At 54.7% G+C, this 21,523-nt stretch carries 13 protein-coding genes; 10 read left to right on the forward strand and 3 right to left on the reverse strand.

Going from position 1 to position 21,523, the window contains the following annotated elements:
• The first annotated feature begins 4 nt into the window (after positions 1 to 4).
• Together K3757_RS15375 and K3757_RS15380 are read left to right on the forward strand one after the other, a co-directional pair.
• Positions 5 to 1,273: a nucleotide sugar dehydrogenase gene (locus K3757_RS15375; RefSeq protein WP_259996792.1), complete on the forward strand. Its 1,269-nt coding sequence runs from the start codon at positions 5 to 7 to the stop codon at positions 1,271 to 1,273.
• Complete coding sequence (locus K3757_RS15380; protein ID WP_259996793.1) at positions 1,270 to 2,508, forward strand: glycosyltransferase family 4 protein; 1,239 nt, start codon at positions 1,270 to 1,272, stop codon at positions 2,506 to 2,508. Before K3757_RS15375 ends, K3757_RS15380 begins: the two co-directional genes overlap by 4 nt.
• A 333-nt stretch (positions 2,509 to 2,841) precedes the next feature.
• On the opposite strand, the gene K3757_RS15385 is transcribed toward K3757_RS15380, so the two are convergent.
• Positions 2,842 to 3,081: a hypothetical protein gene (locus K3757_RS15385; protein WP_259996794.1), complete on the reverse strand. Its 240-nt coding sequence runs from the start codon at positions 3,079 to 3,081 to the stop codon at positions 2,842 to 2,844.
• A gap of 631 nt (positions 3,082 to 3,712) precedes the next feature.
• On the opposite strand from K3757_RS15385, the gene K3757_RS15390 reads away from it, so the two are divergent.
• Genes K3757_RS15390 through K3757_RS15410 form a run of 5 tightly spaced genes read left to right on the forward strand, consistent with a single transcriptional unit; the run spans position 3,713 to position 15,046 of the window.
• A complete protein-coding gene (locus K3757_RS15390; protein ID WP_259996795.1) occupies positions 3,713 to 9,604 on the forward strand; it encodes a cadherin-like domain-containing protein in 5,892 nt (1,963 codons plus the stop codon).
• Between the two features lie 32 nt (positions 9,605 to 9,636).
• Complete coding sequence (rfbF, locus tag K3757_RS15395) at positions 9,637 to 10,413, forward strand: glucose-1-phosphate cytidylyltransferase (RefSeq protein ID WP_259996796.1); 777 nt, start codon at positions 9,637 to 9,639, stop codon at positions 10,411 to 10,413.
• A gap of 2 nt (positions 10,414 to 10,415) precedes the next feature.
• Positions 10,416 to 12,713, forward strand: a complete 2,298-nt coding sequence (locus tag K3757_RS15400) for an NAD-dependent epimerase/dehydratase family protein (RefSeq protein ID WP_259996797.1) — start codon at positions 10,416 to 10,418, stop codon at positions 12,711 to 12,713.
• A gap of 3 nt (positions 12,714 to 12,716) precedes the next feature.
• Positions 12,717 to 13,880 carry a class I SAM-dependent methyltransferase gene (locus K3757_RS15405; protein WP_259996798.1) on the forward strand — a complete coding sequence of 388 codons (1,164 nt, stop codon included), beginning with the start codon at positions 12,717 to 12,719 and terminating at the stop codon, positions 13,878 to 13,880.
• Positions 13,877 to 15,046 carry a class I SAM-dependent methyltransferase gene (locus K3757_RS15410; RefSeq protein ID WP_259996799.1) on the forward strand — a complete coding sequence of 390 codons (1,170 nt, stop codon included), beginning with the start codon at positions 13,877 to 13,879 and terminating at the stop codon, positions 15,044 to 15,046. Before K3757_RS15405 ends, K3757_RS15410 begins: the two co-directional genes overlap by 4 nt.
• Positions 15,047 to 15,054: 8 nt before the next feature.
• Here the strand turns inward: K3757_RS15410 and K3757_RS15415 are convergent, their stop codons facing one another.
• Positions 15,055 to 16,167: an acyltransferase gene (locus tag K3757_RS15415; protein ID WP_259996800.1), complete on the reverse strand. Its 1,113-nt coding sequence runs from the start codon at positions 16,165 to 16,167 to the stop codon at positions 15,055 to 15,057.
• A gap of 86 nt (positions 16,168 to 16,253) precedes the next feature.
• Between K3757_RS15415 and K3757_RS15420 the strand changes: the two genes are divergently transcribed.
• The 3 genes from K3757_RS15420 to K3757_RS15430 all read left to right on the forward strand — a co-directional run bounded on the left by K3757_RS15420 (position 16,254) and on the right by K3757_RS15430 (position 20,427).
• Positions 16,254 to 17,156, forward strand: a complete 903-nt coding sequence (locus K3757_RS15420) for a glycosyltransferase (RefSeq protein ID WP_259996801.1) — start codon at positions 16,254 to 16,256, stop codon at positions 17,154 to 17,156.
• Positions 17,153 to 18,400, forward strand: a complete 1,248-nt coding sequence (locus K3757_RS15425; RefSeq protein WP_259996803.1) for a right-handed parallel beta-helix repeat-containing protein — start codon at positions 17,153 to 17,155, stop codon at positions 18,398 to 18,400. The genes K3757_RS15420 and K3757_RS15425 overlap by 4 nt, the downstream gene beginning before the upstream one ends.
• A gap of 347 nt (positions 18,401 to 18,747) precedes the next feature.
• On the forward strand, positions 18,748 to 20,427 hold the full coding sequence (locus K3757_RS15430) for an alkaline phosphatase PhoX (RefSeq protein ID WP_259996805.1): 1,680 nt from the start codon (positions 18,748 to 18,750) through the stop codon (positions 20,425 to 20,427).
• 161 nt (positions 20,428 to 20,588) lie between these two features.
• Here the strand turns inward: K3757_RS15430 and K3757_RS15435 are convergent, their stop codons facing one another.
• Entirely contained in the window at positions 20,589 to 21,521 is a 933-nt protein-coding gene (locus tag K3757_RS15435; protein WP_259996807.1) for a CehA/McbA family metallohydrolase, read from the reverse strand.
• Positions 21,522 to 21,523 lie beyond the last annotated feature (2 nt).

Below are 21,523 nucleotides of genomic sequence, written 5' to 3' on the forward strand. Positions count from 1 at the left end.
TCTGATGAAAGTTATTATCTTCGGACTTGGATACGTGGGCTTCACCGCTGGCTGCTGCATTGCATCTCAAGGACACACGGTCGTCGGAATCGACGTTAACGACAAGAAAGTCGCTGCGATCAACAATGGCGAAGCTCCCATTATTGAACCAAAGGTGACAGAGCTTTTGCGCGACGCACGCGCAGCCAATACGTTTCAGGCAGACACCCAGATAGGATCTCATCTGGATGGCGCCGATCTTGTCCTTGTTTGCGTTGGCACACCGTCAGCCCCGGAGGGCGCGCACAATATGCGCTATATCGCTGAGGTAACGCGCCAGATCGCTCAGACCGTGCAGGAACGCGATTTATCGGGGTTGTCTGTGGCTTACCGGTCAACCATCCGGCCAGGCACGATCCATGAGCTGATTTTACCAATCATCAATTCTATTGTTACCGATACAAATCCCCCCCGGATTGAAGTTGTCTATAATCCGGAGTTCCTGCGCGAAGGCAGCGCTGTCGATGACTACTTCGCCCCGCCCAAGATCGTGACTGGCACCAAGGACAGCACCCCGAACGCAACGATGACTGCCCTGAACGAGGGCATCGATGCGCCCCGTTTCACCGTCGGATTTCGCGAAGCAGAGATAACGAAGTTCGTAGACAATTCATGGCATGCATTGAAGGTCGCATTTGCGAACGAAGTCGGGCGGACCTGTCTGGCAAACGACATTTCTGCCAAGCAAGTTCATGAAATATTCGTCTCCGACACCAAACTGAACATCTCACCCTATTACCTGCGGCCAGGGGGCGCTTTTGGCGGATCCTGTCTTCCCAAAGATGTGCGTGCGCTGCAATATATCGCTGCCGATACGGGCGTGAATTTGCCGATGATCAATAGCCTGCTGCGCTCGAATGCTGCGCACAAGCACGCTCTGTTCGACTGGGCGGTCGCGGGTCTGGATCAGGGCGCACGGATCCTGATGGTAGGGCTGGCATTCAAGGCAGGCACTGACGATCTGCGCGAAAGCCCACATGTAGACCTAGCCAGAAAGATCATGGCGGCAGGTCACACGCTGGATGTTTTCGATCCAGCTGTTAAGGCCGATATGCTTGTCGGCGCCAATCTGGGATATGCGTTTAGCGCGTTGCCCATGCTCAACCGATTGCTCGTCGACCGCGATCAGATTGCCGCAGCGAAATACGACCGCGTTTTGGTCAACAATGCCACTGTAGAACAACTACAGATGCCTGAGGGCGTAGACGTCATTGATTTGGGGACACTGCCATGACGGTAACGACCCCTCGCATGGATGCAGCACGGCGTGACAGACCACTCGAAGGCCGTAATGTGCTGATGATTGTTGAAAACCTGCCCGTGCCATTTGACCGACGCGTATGGCAGGAATGCCGTACACTGAAGGCGGCAGGGGCAAATGTTTCTGTGATTTGTCCGACTGGCCGAGGCCACGACAGCCGTTTCGAAACCATCGATGGGATTGAAATCCACCGGCACCCCCTACCTTTCGATGCCTCGGGTCCGTTCGGCTATATCGTCGAATATACAGCCGCGCTGTTTCACGAATTACGCTTAGCAATAAAGGTCTGGCGTCGACAACGTTTTGACACGATCCAAGGATGCAATCCTCCCGATCTGATCTTCCTAGTTGCGCTTCCCTTCAAGCTATGGGGATGTCGCTATATTTTCGACCACCATGACATCAACCCCGAACTTTACGAGGCCAAATTCGGGAAGCGCGGGTTTTTCTGGAAACTGATGATATGGTTTGAACGCCTGACATTTGGTGCTGCAGACGTCGTTATTTCAACCAATGAATCCTACCGCCAGATTGCGATCGAACGCGGCGGAAAAGAGCCCGAAGACGTGTTCATCGTCCGCTCTGGCCCTGACCTAACCAAACTTAAACCGCTTCCACCGAACCAGAAATGGCGCAACGGGCGGCAGTTTATGGTTGGTTACGTGGGCGTCATGGGCGCGCAGGAAGGACTGGATCTTTTGCTAGAAGGTGCGCGCGTCGCTGTACTTGAACGCGGCGAAGACATACAGTTTGTCCTTGTTGGGGGCGGATCGGCGCTGGACGAAATGCGACAGATGAGCACCAATCTGGGATTGGCAGATTACGTCACCTTCACCGGACGCGCCCCCGACAACGACTTGTTTGAAGTCCTGTCCACCGCAGATTTATGCGTCAACCCCGACCGGGTTAATCCAATGAACGACAAATCCACCATGAACAAAGTGCTTGAATACATGGCGTTTTCCAAAGCCCAAGTGCAGTTCGACGTTACCGAAGGACGCAGGTCAGCGCAGGATGCATCGGCGTATGCTGACGCCAATGATCCCTTGGATTTAGCCGACCGGATGATTGCGCTGTTACACGATCCTGAAACATGCGCCCAGATGGGAGAAAGTGGTAGACGCCGCATTGAAACGGAACTCAGCTGGGATCATCAGGTCGACACGCTTATCTCAGCTTATCAACGGGCACAGAGAAAAAATGGCTAAAGCATCGTCGCGGTATTGATCCACCCATCGAAGGACCTTCCGCCGCTGACATTCTATCCCGTCAAATTATTAGCTTACCGTCCAAGCAAACCAGAAACAGGAAGTGCTTCGCCACCAAGGTTACTGAATGAGATCCTGTAAAGTTTGCGGCTCAACGACAAAAGGCCCGCCAAATCATGCAAGCTTTTGTCAGTACAATTGGAAAAGGCACATGCGAAAAATACTGACCAGAATACTCTCAGGCAGCCATAAATCCCCTGAATTTTCAAACAAACCTGTCTGTATAAAGGAGCATTCGTCTCTGACCGTTTCTTCGCAAAACGCTCTATCGCTTTACGATTTTGTGTAGCTCATCTTTTGCTTCTCTAATGGATAAGAATCACTAGGCCCGCTGAATAGTACGGATACCACGACCAAGAGAACGGTGATTGGCCAGCACGCGCAGGCCAAGAATCCCAGAACCTTGTTAATGAAAGTGATGCCGCCGCTATCTTGCTGTTCGCAGTAGGTCAGAATTGCCGCAAAAAATGCAACGAGTAGATAAACAGTTGTTAAAAATATAAAAAATGACATTATCCCTTTCCTCCAGTTTGTTTGCCAAAGGGGGCCGTAAAATGAAAAAGAAACAAATCACAAAATAAAACTGCCGATATTCGGCATCGTAAAACATAAGCTTTCCAAGCTAGCGCCCGGGCAGCGTTCGTAGAGCAGACGACCAACAGAAGAGAAAATTATCTTCCTTGATACGGCAATGTGCTCACCTTCTTAGTTAATCTTACCCGTTTTACGATTACCAAGCAATCTCTTCGTGCTGACACAATGATGCACACGCCTCTATCTTGCTGGATTTATCAAGCTACTCCAAGGACTTGAGATTATTGATGTTATCAATACGTGATCTTGCCAAGCGGATCAGATCACCGGCATTGCTGCCCTCACCGGAGAAATAGGGCAACTATTTCACAAGCCTATGATTCGGCTCCACCCCCTCGGGCCACCTTATCGTGAGGCCTGAAGCCGCCCTGCTTGCAGCAACCTATGATTGAACTTCATTTAGAACCGGACAAAATATTCGTTACATTTCAATGGCAAATATTTATTCACCAATTAACCTTTGCGGCAAAACTTCGCCACTGCTAGGCTTAATCTATTATCTAAGTCTAAAAGTTTTATGTGTATATCAATTTATTAAATCGGAGTCGCCATGGCGAATTCTTCTGATTTTTCTGACGTGACCCAACTAGATTCATGGGCACTGACTACCCCGAGCGGCAGTACAGCCACTTGGGGTAATTCAGTTTCTGATGGTTATTTGGTTTTGGACACGCCCGACGGTACGTTCGATGCGTGGAATACCAATGGTACCGCGCGCGCGATGCAAGCTGTGCAGAATGCAGATTTCGCGTTTTCATCCCATTTCTTGACGGTCCCTGACGAACAATATGAAATGCAGGGCCTTCTGGTCGAACAGGATGCAAGTAACTGGATCAGATTTGATACATTTTCGGACGGCAATAAGCTTTTTGCCTTCGCGGCCGTAACGATAAATGGAACCAGCACGAAAAAATTTCAGGTTGAGATTCCACCGGACGGGGCACCCTACCTGCGCATGGAACGTATCGGCAATACTTGGACCTGCCTGTACTCTGTCGATAACGAAAACTGGACCGTAGCGGGCGTTTTCGAACAAAGCCTTGCGGTCAGTCAGGCTGGTGTGTTTGCAGGTAATCTCGCCGGATCGAATGGCTTTGCAGCACAGGTTGATTGGATCGCCTTCGATGATGATCCGCTTTTAACGGAAGATGCCGGTTATGCCGATGCACCACCGGTCGCCGCCGACGATACACTGGCTACAGCCTTTGACACCGCGTTGGTGCTGGATGTGGCTGACCTTCTTGCGAATGATAGCGATCCCGAAGGTGCGGCCTTAACTGTTACGCAGGTGAGCGCCGCACAATCCGGCACCTTGACGGATAATGGCGATGGCACGCTCACCTATGTGCCCGCTGACGGCTTTGTCGGGACTGACAGTTTTGGCTATACCGTGTCCGATGGGACGCATCAGACAACTGCCACAGTCAATATTACGGTGGGTGAGATGGCCGTGTCCGGCCCAGAGTCCGACGATTTTTCAGCCGCAGCTCTGGGTGACCAATGGACAATCACCACACCAGGCGCCAGTTCTTGGGCTTTGGACACCAGCGGCAGCGACGCATTCCTATCCCTGATCACTCCGGATGGCACCTATGACGCGTGGGGCACAAACACCACTGCGCGGGCGATGCAGGCGATGGACGATACCGACTTCACAGTCGAAACGCGGTTCCTGTCTACGCCAGACAGTAAATATGAGCTGCAGGGTTTTCTGATTGAAGAAGACGCCGATACCTGGTTGCGCTTTGACACCTATTCGGACGGTAGCAAGCTTTACGCCTTTGCGGCATTCAGCAATGCAGGAAGCAACACAGTCCTGTTCCAACAAGTGATACAGGGCGGTACTGCACCGTTTCTGCGTCTGGAGCGCAGCGGCGACACGTGGACGTTCCTTTATTCTCAAGATGGCAGCAGTTGGACGTTAGCTGGCACCACAACTCGGTCTATCGCGGTTTCTGACGCAGGTGTCTTCGCAGGCAACCTTGCCGGCTCCAACGGTTTCACGGCCCTTGTCGACTATATCGAATTTGGGTCAGACCCGCTTACCGCTGAAGATGGGTCAGTTGCACCGCCAAATGCTGCGCCGACTGCCGAAGATGACCAGCTCGTAACGGCTGCAGACACTGCGTTAATTTTTGACCAAGCCGACCTTTTGGAAAATGATAGCGACCCAGATGGTTCGACCCTAAGCATTGTAGAGTTCGGACCGGCACAATCCGGCTCCCTCACTGACAATGGCGACGGCACGCTGACGTATACGCCCAATGCTGGCTTCGCCGGAAGCGACAGCTTTGATTACACAGTCTCGGATGGTGCTTTGCAAACCACAGCGACTGTAAGCGTCACAGTTGGCAGCACGCCTCAATCAACCGGCGTTTCCGATGATTTCTCTGCCAGTGAAGTTTCTGGGGTCTGGACCGGCACGACCCCCGGCAGCGGCGCCATTGCCCCCTACGAGAGCGGATCAGAAAGCGCGGTTGCGCTGACGGCGACGGGCGCGCAGGATCCTTGGGGCCAGAACATGGCCACACGGCTGATGCAGGCCATCGACAATGTGGATGTATCAGTAACCACACGGTTCCTTTCCACACCTGACACCCGCTATGAGACACAAGGTTTTCTGGTCGAGGAAGATCAGAATTCATGGCTGCGCTTTGACACGTATTTTGACGGCACCAACCTACGCGCATTTGCCGCGCTGACGCTGAATGGCACCCCTACTGTGTTACTAAACACAGTGCTGGCGGTTAACGCAGCGCCCTATTTGCAGCTGACCCGTACAGGGGACATCTGGCAGTTCGCCTATTCGCAGGATGGAAACAACTGGTCTGTTGCAGGCACTGCCACCGCAGCGATAGACATGACTGCCATCGGCGTCATGGCTGGCAACGTGACCGCATCCAATTCGTTCACAGCGATCGTGGATTGGTTTGAGGTTGCCACTGATCCGTTGTTGCAGGATGACGGGCTGCCGTTTGACCAGAGCACTCCGGTGGCGGTTGACGATGCATTTACTACGCAGGTCGATGCGCTTCTTGCCGTCGATGCTGCAAGCGGCGTGCTGTCCAATGACACCGATGCTGATGGTGACACGCTGACCGCCAGCCTGATCAATGGGCCCCAAAACGGCACTCTGACGTTCAACACAGACGGCTCTTTCACGTACAGCCCGAATGCTGGGTTCGTGGGTTATGACACCTTTGTCTATTCGACAGCGGACAGTTTTGGTGCCACCGATACGGCCAGCGTCGCGCTGACAGTGGGGACACCGCCAAACGGATATTCCGATGATTTCTCCGGCGGATCACTCTCCGGGTTTTGGACTGCTGAAGGGCCTGCTGGCACGACTGCCGGTCGCGGCATCACTGGCCCGGACGGCGTACTTGAGCTCCGCTCTGGCAATGGAACCTTCGATGCTTACGGCACCAATACATCAGGTCGCCTGATGCAGGATGTTCTGGATCAGGACATTCAATTCACCGCGCGGTTCCTGTCGGTGCCTACAGGCCCCTACCAGTTGCAGGGTTTCTTGTTCGAACAGGATGCGGGGAAGTGGGTGCGCCTCGATGTCTATAGCGATAAGAACGGGCTACATATCTATGGGGCCCACACGACTGGCGGCACCACCAACACAATGTTCAACACGCTGATTGATCCGGCACAGGTGGAATTCATGCGCGCAGGTCGCCAAGGCGATGTCTGGACGTTGGAATATTCGGAAAACGGCTCTGACTGGACGGTTGCGGGTTCCTTCACCTTTGCGATGGAGCTGAACCGCGGAGGCCTGTTCGCTGGCAACCTTGGCGCATCCACAGGCTTTACCGCAGTGGTCGACTGGTTTGAGACTAATTCAGACCCGATCTTAGGCGAAGATGCCAATGTAGTCCCTCAGGCTGTTGACGATGTGCTGTTCGTACTGCCCGACACCACAACCCTGATCAACACGGCAACTGATCTGCTCGCAAATGATCAGGCAGTAAGCGCGCAGCTGGACCTTGTCTCAATCGGCTCTCCGTCTTCCGGCACGCTGATCGACAATGGCGATGGCACGCTGTCCTTCACCCCCGATGCTGGTTTTCTAGGTGATATCACGGTCAGCTATGTGATGAGCGCTGACGGTCAAACGGACACAGCCGAGCTGACACTGACGGTGCAACCGCCTTCCATCTCGGATGATTTTGCAGATGGCGTGCTGGATCCGGCTTGGTCCTTTTCCGGCATTGGCGGCTCAGGAACGGAAGGATCGGTCGGCAGTAACGGTGTATTGCAGATCGTTTCGCCGCGCGGATTGCCGGTATCTGCGTCTGATGTATTGACCTCACCGCGTGTGCTGCAAGACCAACCAGATACTGATTTCCAGATTTCAGCAGGGTTCTTGACCGAACCTGAGCAAGCATATCAAGAGCATGGCCTTTTGGTTATTCAGGATGCCGAAAACTGGATACGCTTTGACATGGCATTTACCAACAGTGGTCTTGTCTTGATCGTGGGTGTGATTGAGGGCGGTCAAACCACCTACCCTCTGTTCCAGAGCATCGATTCAGGTGACGTGACAGACTTCCGGATTTCCCGCGACGGCAGCAACTGGCTGTTCGAAACAAGTGACGCAAATGGCACTTGGACCACTGCATTCACCATGACCCATGACATGGAAGTCACGCAGGTAGGGCTGTTTTCCGGCAGCACATCTTTCGACTCAAATGTGCCGGGTTATACCGCGTTGGTAGATTATTTTGAGAACGCGATGAATCCGCTGGTAAATGAAGACAGCGTTGTCGTCCCAGCAAATTTCACTCCGATCACCAACGATGATACCGCAGTGGTAGACGGCCTTGCGCCGACAATCATTGATGTTTCGGACCTGCTGGCCAATGACACCGATAGCAATGGCGACACCTTGACCGTCACGGGTATCATCCAACCAGACCATGGCAGCCTTGTTGATAATGGCGATGGCACGCTGACCTACACACCCACAATAAACAGCCCCGTTCAGGATAATTTCAGCTACACTGTTAGCGACGGCACCGACACCTCCAGCGCTGACGTGCGGCTGATTGTCGGCAATCCGATCACTGTTTGGGAAGGGTCGCAGCAAAGCTTTGGCAGCAACGGAGAGGGCCAACAATTCATCAACGTTCTTGGCAATGTTGATGCTGTTGTAACGGGCCTGTCCTACACGTTGAATGGCGGAGCCGTGCGGCAGTTATCCATCGGTGCGGATACGCGACGCTTGCAGGACACCGGCGATTTCAACATCGACATACGGTATTCTGCGCTGGACGGCAGCGCGGCGGACGACATCATCTTAATCACCGCAACCACTGAATTGGGCGATGTTTTCACGCAGGAAGTTGTGATCGACTACGAAGACGGCATTGCATGGGACCCCAACTATGCCATCGACTGGAGCACCCAAACCAACGTCTCGGATGCTGTCCAGATTGCTGATGGTCGATGGGAAATCGGGCCTGACGGGCTGCGCCCCACGCAACTGGGATATGACCGTGTGGTGGTGATGGGCGATGCGGGTTGGGACAATTATCAGCTGAACACGACGATCACGATGCACGACTTGCTGAACAGCGATCCTCGCGGGCGTGACGGCGGCGGGTTTGCCATCGGCATGCTCTGGACCGGTCACACAAACGACCCCATCTCTGGGTTCCAGCCCTTGTCAGGATGGGAACCGGGGGCTGCGTTTTTCTACACCGACAAGAATGGTGATGGCACAGGCCGCCTTGATCTTCACCCGTCCCGAGACTTCTTCTCGGAACTCAACACGATGGCGTTGTCTCTGGACGAGGGTGCCACCTACAATTTCACAGTGCAGGTAGAGCAAGTCGCGCTTTATGACCGGCTCTTTTCGGTCCGCATTTGGGAAGAAGGCACCGCAGAGCCCGAAGCATGGACCATGCAAGGCGTGCAGACCTTTGATATCAGCGACGCGCCACAAACGGGATCTGTCTATTTTAACGCCCACTATTTCGACGTCAGTTTTGGTGATGTGACCGTGACCGAAATTACGGGCAGCGACATTCTTCAAGGGACCGAAGGGGATGATACCCTGATGGGTGTTGACCTGACTGCCGCGCTCCCCGGCGCGGGTGAACGCGATGTTGCCGCAGGGTATGCTGGTGAAGATACCTTTGTGATGGGGGATGCGAACGGGGTCTTTTACGATGACGGCGTTGCGGCCAGTTCGGGTATTGATGATTTCCTCTACGTCTGGGATTTTTCGACAACCGAGGACATCTTGCTGCTGCATGGCATCGCCAGCGACTATTTCGTCGAGATTGATGCCGCCACTCTGCCTGAGGGTGCAGCGATCTGGCTGACCGGAGACACCGACAGCGCAGATGAGCTGATCGGCATCCTCGGAGGCTTGACTGAATTCGATTTAAATGCGGAGAATGTCTCTTATAGTGGACTATTTGCCTAATTATTTTGAACTTAACTTTGGAGACAGCAATTATGAAAGTCGCAATTTTGGCCGGTGGCAAAGGTACTCGATTAGCCGAAGAAACCTCTGTTCGTCCCAAGCCTATGGTAGAAATTGGCGGCAAACCAATCCTGTGGCACATCATGAATATCTACTCGCATTTCGGACATCAGGATTTCGCTGTCGCGCTTGGGTATAAGGGCGACCATATCAAACGTTATTTTGCTGAGTATGGTCAGCTTTCGGGTAATTTGACGGTGCGGCTCGGCAATCCTGAACCGCTGGTGCGTCACGATGAACAGCACCCTCAGTGGAACATCGATCTGATTGAAACCGGCAACGAAACCTTGACCGGTGGACGCGTGAAGCGGCTCCAGCCCCACATGGGCAGCGGAACCTTCATGCTGACCTGGGGTGATGGTGTCAGCGATGTGGACCTGAACAAGCTGCTGGCGTTTCATAAATCACACGGGAAGCTGGCAACGGTCACTGCAGTGCGCCCTCAGGCCCGCTATGGCCACATGCGGTTTGACGGCGACCGTGTCACCGCATTTGAGGAAAAGCCGCAAACGGCAGAAGGCTGGATAAATGGCGCTTTCTTTGTGCTTGAACCAGAGGTTTTTGACTACATCGAAGGTGACATGGTGATGTTCGAACACGCACCGCTTGAGAACCTCGCACGTGACGGACAATTGATGGCCTATCGTCATGAAGGCTTTTGGGCGGCGATGGACACGCTGCGCGATAAGCATGTCCTGCAAAAGATATGGGACTCTGGCGACCGTCCTTGGGCACATTGGGAGAAGTAAGTATGCGTGTACTGGTAACGGGAAACCGTGGATATATCGGTGTTGTTCTAACCCCTATGCTGCAGCAAGCTGGTCACGATGTCTCGGGGATCGACACCGACCTTTACCGCCGCTGTACCTTTGCACCCGGCGGCGAAATGCCCGACGTGCCGACGCTGCTGAAAGACATCCGTTCCGTGACGCCTGAGGACTTCGAAGGTGTTGATGCGGTCCTGCATCTTGCTGCCCTGTCAAATGACCCCCTTGGCGACTACCGCCCCGAGACCACTTTTGACATCAACTACGAAGGAACGATGAACGTTGCCCGCGCAGCAAAGGAAGCGGGCGTCAGCCGGTTTGTCTTTTCCTCATCTTGCAGCAATTACGGAGCGGGCGGAGAAGATTTCATCGACGAAAATGGCGCCTTCAATCCCGTGACACCTTACGGTGAGTCCAAGGTCAAATCTGAAATGGCGCTCGCCGAAATGGGCGATAATACATTTTGCCCGACCTTCCTGCGCTCTGCCACAGCCTATGGCGTCAGCCCGCGCATCCGGTTCGATCTGGTGCTGAACAATCTTGTGGCTTGGGCCGTTACAACTGGCAACATCCACATGAAATCAGACGGCACACCGTGGCGCCCCATCACCCATATCGAAGATATTAGCCGCGCGTTTCTTGCAACGCTGGAATCCCCGATCGGAAACATCCACAACGAGGCGTTCAACGTCGGGGTCACCGACCACAATTACCAGATCAAGGAATTGGCTGAAATTGTCGCTGATGTTGTTCCGGGCTGCGATGTGACCTTTGCCGACGACGCCGGCCCCGACAAACGATCCTACCGCGTCAACTGCGACAAAATCCAGCGCGTCATGCCGCATTTCAAACCCCAGTGGGATGCACGGAAAGGCGCGCAGTCGCTGTATGAAGCATACCGCGCCCAAGATTTGACTCTCGAGGAATTCGAGGGGCCAAGGTACCAGCGCATCGGCCACATCAAAAAATTGATTGCGGATGGCATTATCGACTCTTCCCTGCATCACACAGAAAACGCCAAACAAGGAATAGATGACGCCTTTCGCGCGGATGCCGCGAAGGTCAGCTGCATTTCTTGCGGGCACAAGGGACTGGACCCGATCCTTGATCTAGGGATGATGCCCCGCTCTGACGGGTTGCTCGACACAGGCGCACTTGATCACAGCGAAAGCCTTTCACCGCTGCGGCTGGGGTTTTGCCCCGACTGTACGTTGGTACAGCTGCTGGAAACCCGCCCACCAGAAGAAATGTTCGGCGATGACTACGTCTACTTCTCTTCTTTTTCGGAAGACCTACTGGCGCATTCAAAAGCCAATGCAGAAGAACTGATCGATAAGCGAAATCTTGGTCCGGACAATCTGGTGGTCGAGATTGCGTCAAATGACGGCTACATGCTGCAAAACTTCAAGGCGCATGGCATCGGCGTTCTCGGAATCGATCCCGCTCTCCAGCCTGCGACTGCGGCACAGGAAAAAGGGATCGACACCATCAACGATTTCTTCGGAAGCCGTTTAGCACAAAAACTCAAGAACGAAGGCCGCCGTGCCGACGTCATCATCGCCAATAACGTCGTGGCCCATGTCGCCGACCAGAACGATCTGGTTAAGGGAATGGAGACCCTGTTGGCTGAAGACGGCCAGGTTGTCGTTGAATTCCCTTATGTTCGTGACCTGATAGACTACATTGAGTTTGACACGATCTACCATGAACACCTGTGCTATTTCTCGGTACATTCAGCCAAGCTGCTGTTCGAACGCAACGGCCTCTATCTGAATGATGTCCGCCGCTTGCCCATTCACGGCGGCTCCCTGCGACTTTACTTCGGCAAGACGGCCAAGCCGACGGAAACAGTTGCAGATATTCTGGCAGAGGAAGTCCGATTGGGGTTGGACCAATACGACTATTACGCCGATTTTGGCACCCGTGTGCGCCACTTCAGGGACGAAGCACGCAAGCTTGTTCATGACATCCGCGCACAGGGCAAACGCATCGCAGCTTATGGTGCGGCGGCCAAAGGTACGATCATGTTGAATTTTCTCAATCTCGATCATACAGCCATCGACTACGCGGTTGACAAGAACACCCACAAACACGGGAAGTATATGCCCGGAGTGCGTGTCCCGATCGACGACCCGGCAAGGCTGCTTACCGATCGACCCGAGTACGTGATGATCCTGCCGTGGAATTTTCGCGATGAGATCGTGCGCCAGCAACAAGATTATCTTGACGGAGGAGGCAAGTTTGTCGTGCCGATCCCGCACCTAGAAATTGTGGAGAAGTAGGCGATGCGTCGCAGCTCCTGCCCCGCGTGCGGATCACGCGCACTGTCTGAGATTTACCGCCTTGATGCCATTCCGGTTCAGTCTTGCGTTTTGCTCGATACTCAAGACGAAGCGCGCAGCTTTGGACGGGCACCACTGGTGCTTGCATTTTGTGACGGTTGCGGATTGGTGTTCAACACCGAATTCGTGCTGGAGCATGTCGACTATGCATCGACGACCGAAGAAAGCCAGCATTTCTCCGGTACGTTCAACGCATTTGCCAAGGGTCTTGCTGCAGAGATCAAAAGCCTGACCGACCTACGCGGTAAGCGCGTGCTTGAGGTCGGGTGCGGCAAGGGTGATTTCCTTCAGGAATTGGTGCGTCAGACCGGCGCGCGGGGTTTGGGCGTTGATCCAGGTTTCATTCCCGAACGCCTGCCAGGCGCGGATGGCGAGCACATTGATTTCATCCGCGCGTATCTGAACCCCGAACAAATCAAAGAGCAACCTGACTATGTGATCTGCCGCCACACGCTTGAACATATTCCCGAAGTGGGCGCGTTCATGGCCGATATTGTCCAGATCGCGGGCGACGGTGCTGGTATTTTCTTTGAAACGCCTGATGTGGCACGCGTTCTGGATGAGGGCGCGTTCTGGGATATCTATTACGAGCACTGTTCATATTTCACGCTAGGCAGCCACGCGCGCGCCTTTCGTGCTGCGGGTATCGGCGTCACCAAAATGTATCTTGCCTATGAAGGCCAATACATCATCATGTACGGTCAAACCGGAGATACAGACACCCTGCCCGGCGAAGACGATATGGACAAATTGCGCGAGCTTGCTGCCGCATTTCCAGAAAAAGTCAGCGCAGTGCGCGAACACTGGCGTGATTTTGTGGGCCAGCGGCACGCTGCAGGAAAGCGGGTTGCGATTTGGGGCGGCGGATCAAAAGGCGTGTCGTTTCTGACCACCGACGATCTAGGTCCGATGGTGTCGCAAGTGGTGGATATTAACCCGTTCAAGCAGGGCAAATATGTGCCGGGCACAGGTCACCAAGTGCTCGCGCCCGAAGCCTTGAAGGACGCGCCGCCCGACACCGTCATTGTGATGAACCCCGTCTATCTGCCCGAAATCGGTGCGCAGCTTGCTGATATGGGGCTTTCACCTGAATTGGTGGCTGTATGACCGTATCAGTCGGCCCCTGCCCCGTCTGCAACGGGCATGCGCATGTCTTCTTTTCGATGACTGCGCAGCCGATCATTACCAATCAACTGTGGCCAGATGCCAAAACTGCACATGATGCTCCTACCGGTGATCTTGATCTGGCGATATGCGGCAGATGTGCAATGATCTGGAACGCGGCCTTCGATCCCGATCTGATGCAATACGCACCCGGCTATGAGAACGCCCTGCACTTCTCTGCCAACTTTCGGGACTTTGCCGCGCAACTGGCAGCGCATTTGGTGAAGGAATACAACCTGATCGGCAAACCAGTGGTGGAGATTGGATGCGGCGATGGTTTTATGCTGGATCTGATGGCAGAACAGGGCGTGGGGTCAGCAATCGGATTTGACCCGACCATGCGCGGCGTAGAGACCCCTTTCACCGCAAGGCCCGAGGTCGATATTGTGCCGGAGTATTTCCAGTCAGACCAGCTGGATCGCGCTTTTGATGCCTTGCTTTGCCGCCATGTGCTGGAACATCTGGACACGCCCGCACCGCTTTTGGCCGACATCCGCCGTGCTGTCGGGGACCGCAATACGCCTATCTATTTCGAAATGCCCAATGCCGGTTGGATGCTGGAAGCGACCTCATTCTGGGATGTGATCTATGAACATGTTGGATACTGGACGGCACCTGCACTAGAGACATTGTTCCGCCGGGCAGGCTTTGCCCCTGCATCGATAAGCGCGGGCTATGGTGATCAATTTCTAATGGCCGAGGGACTTCCCGCAGCGCCTGACCCCGATTTTCTGCCGACCGACACCAGCACTGTGCTAAAGGCTGCCGACAAGTTCGCGACCGCCTTCGCGGATGAGCTGGAGAAAAGGAACGCCAGCTTGGGGCATGGCCGCAAAGCTGTGATCTGGGGCGCCGGATCGAAAGGGATCACATTTGCCAACGCCCTGAAGGGCACGGCGGCGCAATCCCTTGCCGCGATGATTGATCTGAACCCCCGCAAGCACGGCTTACACATTCCCGGCATCGGCTTGCCCGTTAGGTCCCCGGACGATTTGCACGATATTGCGCCCGACCTCGTTCTGGTCGCCAACGCGCTGTACCTAGATGAAATCCGCGATCAGGTGCACGGGATGGGACTGGCACCCGACTTTGACGTCATTGCGGGATGATCTTCATGTCACAGACGCCGCGCCGGATCGACGTTCAGCCCTTCTGGATCGGTCAGTCGCGGCGCGCGCGGCCCGTAGCCCAAAAGCCTGAGGATCGCCGCCTTGCGCGCCATTGCCGGCTGCTCAACCAAATGCCAGGACAAGATCGAAACAAGCAGCGTCGGAACGAAAGCCAACCCCATATTTTGCAAAGGCGTCTGCGGCCCGAACAGATAGACAACCAATCCCTGCAGGGGGAAAGCATAGACATAAATGCCGTAGGAATAGTCACCCAAGCGGTTAAAGCGTCGCACAGCACCGCCGGGAACATAAGCCAGCCAGAACGTCGCATAGCTAAGCGCAAGTGCAAACAACGGCAAAGCCAATGGCGTACCTGCCATGGCCCACGCGATTGCTGCAAGTGCAGCGAAAATAACGGGATGCAGAACAATTCGATCGCGCCAAATCCAGAACGCCACGCCGATGGCAAAGGGCATCGACAGCGTCAGCAGTTTGGCCGCATGATACGACACAACATCTGCAAACATCGCCCCTACCGCCCAAACACCCGCGTAAAGCGCCAAAGCACCAGCCGCGCGCGCATTGCTCTTCCATGCTCCGGCCAGCCCCGCAATGAACACACCGACATAGCACAACACCTCATGTTTGAGCGTCCAGATAGAGCCGACAACCGCCTCTACCGGCTGACCGTCAAAGACACCGGGCAGCCGGTATTGCAACGGGAACAATGCCGTGTTGCGCAGCACGAAAGCATAAACATTCCAATCAGCGAAATAGCTCGACACAGGCTGGGTCGTAACGAACGGTCCCATCAAAAAGGCCACCAACAACAAGCTGGCAATCAACCCCGGCATCAGCCGCAGCGTGCGCGCCAGAATGAAACTGATATGGCTGGACGATCGCTGAAAGCTTGCCGTGATCAGAAAGCCCGATATGGCAAAGAAGATGAACAGGGCGATCGTCCCCAAAGAGTGACCAGTCACCGCGACCAGCGGTTCGGCCACTCCGGCGCCAATTGCGATCGGCGTGGCATGGGACACAAGCACAGCAACAGCCGCCAAGAAACGGATCAGGTTGAGATTGTTGTCGCGTCCGCCGCTCAGATCGGCCAGCCTGATCATGCTGCGCTCCCGTTGTTTTCCAAAATTCCGGACTTCCACGTATATACTAAGTGGACTTCTCCGGTTGCGTCACGGAATTTCGTACCATGACCGATAAAGTCAATGATACGAAGTCTCTGGTCAGCGTCATCATTCCGTGTCGCGACCGTCAGGCGACCATCGCGGAAGCCGTTCAATCCGTGCTATCGCAGGATTACACCCCCCTTGAGGTCATCGTGATCGATGACGGATCGCGTGATGGCACGCTTGATGTTCTGGCGGCAATGTCTGACCCGCGTTTGGTAGTGCTGGACAATAAGGGATCACAGGGTCCAAGTGGCGCACGGAACTACGGCGTCAAGCAGGCGCATGGCGATTGGATCGCCTTTCAGGATAGCGATGATGTCTGGTTGCCAGAGCGGTTATCGCGACAAATGGATCGGCTGAAGCAAAGCAATCATATCGCAGGCTTCTGCGCGATGGTGATCAAGGCTGATACCGCCCCCCAAAGCCCCGCAACAGGAAGGGTCCCCAAACACACCATCGGCCCGTTGTCTGAAAATATGCTGCCCGCGTTGCTTCGTGGCAGCTTTATCTCGACCCAGATGCTTATTCTGCGCAGAGATATCTTTGACGAACTCGGCGGTTTCGATGAAGACTTTCCTGCGTTGGTGGATTGGGAGCTGATGCTGCGCGTGTCAAAGCGCGGCACCATAGACTTTCTCGATGAGGAGCTGGTCATCCAGAGAATGTCTGACAACTCCGTAACACGCTCGGTTGAAAAGCGGTCATTGGCCCAGCGCTTGGTCATGCGCAAACACAAGGCGCTGTTCGAGCAAGACCCACCGGCAAACGCCCAGCACCACCGGCGGATATCAGGGGGGCTGCGCGCATTGGGCGATTACACCGATGCGCGGCGGCACGCGGTAAGAGCGTTGCGCGCGCAGCCTTTCGCTATCGCCAATGCAGTGTCATTGGTTAGGGCACTTGCGCGGGGGTGGTTGGGATGACGCTACGGTGGGCAATCTTTGCGGTGACAATATGCCTGTTCGGTGCGGCAAAAGCAGCCGAGTTTCGCCAAGAGGCTGGCCGTGGCTGGCAGGCGCTTGAAGCTGCGATAGCCTCTGGGCAGGTCGGCGCTGGCGATACCGTTGTACTTGAGCGCGGCAGCCACGGCGTCTTGGTATTGGAAGGGCTGCATTTCGACCCCGCGTTGACCTTTCGCGGGGCCGCTGGTGCGCATGTTCAGGCGGTTTTGGTACAGGACGCTTCGGGATTGGTGATCCGCGATCTAGCGGTGTGGCCAACAGCCGACATCGCCCAGAAGGCCGTTGTCCTGTCCAGACCCAACACCAACAGCATCGTTTTCGAGGGGCTTGATGTCCGTAGTCGTGAAGATGCCGCGCGCAATTATCTTGATTGGTCCCTTTCAGAATGGCTCTCATTAAAGGGCATCGGTGGCGTGCGAATTGAGGGCGCTAACAGCGGCGTTTTCGACAGCCAGATTACGGCAACAGGTTTCGCCATCACCGCCCTTGGCCCCGCAGCACGCATCGAAGGAAATCACGTTCGCGGGTTCACAGGCGATGCCATGCGTGCACTGGCCGATGATTCAGTTGTCAGCGGCAACACCGTGCAGGACTGCATCAAAGTGGATGACAACCACGATGACGGTTTTCAGGCCTGGGCACCACGGGACGGCAGCGGCCCCTTGCGGGGACTACGGATCGAGGGCAACCGGATACTGGAATGGCGCGGCCCCAAGGCCCATCCGTTGCGCTGTCGCTTGCAGGGGATCGGCTTGTTCGACGGCCCCTATGAAAACCTGACGATAGCCAACAATCTGGTTGAGGTGACAGGATATCACGGAATCTCTTTGTACGGTGCGAGCACGTCACGGATCGTCAATAATACCGTGGTGCATCCAGATGGCCAAGCGAAGGATTATCCGTGGATAATGCTTCAGGATGCCAAGGGTGGTCAGCTTGCATGGCAAAACCTATTAGCCAACAATCTAGCTGCGCGGTTCTCGATCAGAACGAAACTGCCACCTGATCAACCGAAAGGGACGAATGTCACGGTCTCCGATCCGGCAGCCATCTTTCGCGATGCGGCCGGTGGCGATTACCGGTTGCTGCCGTCATCGGACCTTACAAGCGCGGGCGTAAAAGGGCGTGGCCCGGCCCAGGATATTGACGGGACCCGACGCCCGCAAGGCGCCGGAATAGATCTGGGCGCATTCGAAACCAGATAGTTCGTCATATTCGATGCCATTTAATCTGGAATACCCAGTTGGATGATGCGCTGCGCATGCATCAGGCAGTCAGACGCCACAATGACGCTTTGGTGGAAAAAGCGGCAGGTTTGAATTAAAAATTCACTTTTTGACTCTGATGGTTTTGTTTCCCCTTCCGGCTCAGGCTGTCGTCATTAAGGCGCTTCTTCCCTCCGGTATGCCTTATGATCTCAACGCAAGTCTGCCGATCGCGTGGCGGGCCTTTCCAGACACAACAGCACCAGTGCCGCCTCAACTTAAAACTCTAGTTTCTGCAAAGTCTCCGTTAAGCTTGGGCCAGAATCGACAACAAGGGGGAACATGACATGATCAAGCGACATCTATTCACCACCGCGGCGGTTATTGCGATGCTGCCGGTTTTAGCAACGGCCGAAGTTACGCTAACGCGGATCGCAACGATGCCTGACGGGGCAGAAGTAACCGGTATTTCGACAAACGCCATTGGCGATTTGTTTCTGAACGCTCAGCACCCGGGCGGCAAGAATACGTTTAAAGATGACGCGCCAGCTGCACTGGTTGGCTATGTAACCGGGTTTGACCCATCGGCCCCCACGATGTCTATTCCAGCGGAAAATGCACGCGGCGGGGTCAGTACAAATTCGGGTAAGTATGTGGTTTTCGCCAAAGCGGGGGACACCTTGGGCAACGGTCAGCTCTTTGGTGGTGTTTATGATGCTGCCGGAGAATTGATGTATGTCTCGAACACGCCCGATTTTAACGGCTTTGTTCCCACTGGCGCCAACACAGCATATCTTTACACGGGATGGGAAGGTGCCGGCCGTGACGGCGCAAGCGCGGTCTCAAAGGTGAGCCTGACAAGGAACGATGGCCAGTGGGCAGCTGATCTGGCATCTTCGAAAATGCTGGATCTTGCATCGGTCGACGGTGGTGCTGTGCTATGTTCCGGCATCGTAACGCCTTGGGGCACACCGCTATTGGCTGAGGAGTATTTCTTCTACAATTCGGCCACTTGGAACCACCCCGACAATCATGATGACGATGAACGTGCCAGCTTTCAGGGCGGCAATGACATCAACTATATCAAGCCCAAGAACATGTCACAGTACATCGGCAAAATGGCGAACCCTTATCGGTATGGCTATATGATCGAAATCAACAATGCGGCCACTGCTGACAGTGAAGAGCTGGTCAAACACTATGCGACCGGCCGTCTGTCGCATGAAACTGCAGCGATCATGCCAGACAATAAAACAGTCTATATGACCGATGACGATAGCGCTGTTTACAGTCATGAAACATACAACACAGCCTCTGGTGGTGTCTTTTTCAAGTTCGTCGCTGACGTTGCTGGTGATCTAAGCAGCGGCACGCTGTTTGCGGCAAAACTAACTCAGGACGACAGCACCGATCCGGCGATTACAGGCTTTGACGTCACTTGGGTCAAGCTTGGTCATTCCAATAACGCCGATATTGAAACCTGGATTGCTGAATATGACAACGTGCAGGTCGCCGATTATGTGGATGGCCAGACCAGCTATGTGTCCGATGATCAAATCCGTGCGCATGCTGCTGGCACTGCACCAGACAACCGCGCCGCGTTTCTCGAATCGCGCCGGACTGCTGCCGCCATGGGGGCGACCAATGAGTGGGACAAACTTGAGGGCGTCACCTCTCATGGGAAGACCGTCTATCTTGGTGTGTCTGCGCTGTCCTTTACGATGGATGAAAGCTGGGGTCACAAAGACTGGTCGACAGGTATTATAGACACCGGTGTTGCAGGCGATATCGCACTGAATGCCGAAGGCTGCGGCGCGACCTATGTCGCGACCACAGGGGATGATTACAACATCACCCGCCTGGACCCATATGTCGTTGGCAAAACGGATGCCGAAGGCCGCTGCGATGCCAACCTGCCAGCAAATCCAGACAACATCCTGACGTTGAACGATGGTACACTTCTTATCGGTGAAGACGCCGGCAAGAAGCGGCATGACGTTGATATGCTGTGGATGGCTAAACGCTAACCTAAGTTCAAAGTGGCGCTGATGCGGCTGTTTTCTGCAAAGGTAAAACAGTCACTTTCGGCGCCACTTTCAGATCGAGTTGCTGCTCTATAAAGGCGTCGTGAATGCGCATAGACAGTCCCAACTGACATCTGTTCGAACTTGGCCACAATTTGTCGGGCCTACGCCAAGTCTTCTTTCCAAACCGGATTGGACCATGCGCGTTTGCCCGCGCTGTCTATCACTGTTACACGCAGCCAGTCGCTGGCCCCGAAGCGATCAAGCGGAATACGGGTCGAGGTCATAGAAACGCCATGCACGGCCACTGCGGCGGAACCTTGTCCCTGTACAATCACGCTTTTCACGGCAGAGCTTTGCACAGTCACGTGGCCGTCTTCCCACTGTATACCGCTCAAGTCAGGTCCGGTCGTGCTGTAATGATGGCCCGCTTTCAGAGCCTCAAGAAGTGCTTCTGGCGAATTTTCTCTGGCTTTGACCATAACCCAGCCGCCAAAGTGATCCGGCTCTGAAAAATGCGCGTCATCCGTGGCACACAGCGAAAGTTTACACCCTTCTGACAGCAATTGGTCCAATGTGTAAAAGCCGTGCGGCCGGTCACATCCCATGGCGCATCCGTGATTATAGACCTCCACTGCATGCGCGGCCTTGATGGTGCGTGCATCCGCAGTGGTAAGTCCGGACCATTCGGGATGCGCAATGGCAACAAAGGCCCCTGCCGCGCGGGCGCGGGCAGCCAGCTCGGCGCCGGCTTCCTGATCGGGACGCACATGAAAATCCGGCGCATTCGGCCGCACGAAATCCATCGGAAGACCAACCGCCAAAATGTGCCACAACTCCCCATTCTCCATCGCGCCAGAGTGAAGTTCAGCGCCGAGGATGGTGGTGAAATCACTATCCCGATATGCGCGGGTATCGGTCAGCGGATAGTCGTAGCGTCCGATAAAGTGATCCGTCAAAGCAATGAAATCATATCCCTCTGCCTTATACCTCCGACACACTTCTGCCGGTTCAAGAATGCCATCAGACCGGGTTGAATGGGTATGCAGATTGCCGCGCCAGAAGGTACCCGGCAGGGAGAAAATGTCAGTATACATGA

The sequence above is a fragment of the Sulfitobacter sp. S223 genome, assembly GCF_025143825.1.
In the GTDB taxonomy this organism is placed as follows: Bacteria; Pseudomonadota; Alphaproteobacteria; order Rhodobacterales; family Rhodobacteraceae; genus Sulfitobacter.

What these genes read in the sequence shown, in the direction of transcription:
- K3757_RS15400 (WP_259996797.1), top strand. Translation starts at nt 10,416, where the DNA reads ATGCGTGTACTGGTAACGGGAAACCGTGGATATATCGGTGTTGTTCTA.
- K3757_RS15405 (WP_259996798.1), top strand. Translation starts at nt 12,717, where the DNA reads ATGCGTCGCAGCTCCTGCCCCGCGTGCGGATCACGCGCACTGTCTGAG.
- K3757_RS15390 (WP_259996795.1), top strand. Translation starts at nt 3,713, where the DNA reads ATGGCGAATTCTTCTGATTTTTCTGACGTGACCCAACTAGATTCATGG.
- rfbF (WP_259996796.1), top strand. Translation starts at nt 9,637, where the DNA reads ATGAAAGTCGCAATTTTGGCCGGTGGCAAAGGTACTCGATTAGCCGAA.
- K3757_RS15415 (WP_259996800.1), bottom strand. Translation starts at nt 16,167, where the DNA reads ATGATCAGGCTGGCCGATCTGAGCGGCGGACGCGACAACAATCTCAAC.
- K3757_RS15375 (WP_259996792.1), top strand. Translation starts at nt 5, where the DNA reads ATGAAAGTTATTATCTTCGGACTTGGATACGTGGGCTTCACCGCTGGC.
- K3757_RS15410 (WP_259996799.1), top strand. Translation starts at nt 13,877, where the DNA reads ATGACCGTATCAGTCGGCCCCTGCCCCGTCTGCAACGGGCATGCGCAT.
- K3757_RS15385 (WP_259996794.1), bottom strand. Translation starts at nt 3,081, where the DNA reads ATGTCATTTTTTATATTTTTAACAACTGTTTATCTACTCGTTGCATTT.
- K3757_RS15430 (WP_259996805.1), top strand. Translation starts at nt 18,748, where the DNA reads ATGATCAAGCGACATCTATTCACCACCGCGGCGGTTATTGCGATGCTG.
- K3757_RS15425 (WP_259996803.1), top strand. Translation starts at nt 17,153, where the DNA reads ATGACGCTACGGTGGGCAATCTTTGCGGTGACAATATGCCTGTTCGGT.
- K3757_RS15380 (WP_259996793.1), top strand. Translation starts at nt 1,270, where the DNA reads ATGACGGTAACGACCCCTCGCATGGATGCAGCACGGCGTGACAGACCA.
- K3757_RS15435 (WP_259996807.1), bottom strand. Translation starts at nt 21,521, where the DNA reads ATGTATACTGACATTTTCTCCCTGCCGGGTACCTTCTGGCGCGGCAAT.
- K3757_RS15420 (WP_259996801.1), top strand. Translation starts at nt 16,254, where the DNA reads ATGACCGATAAAGTCAATGATACGAAGTCTCTGGTCAGCGTCATCATT.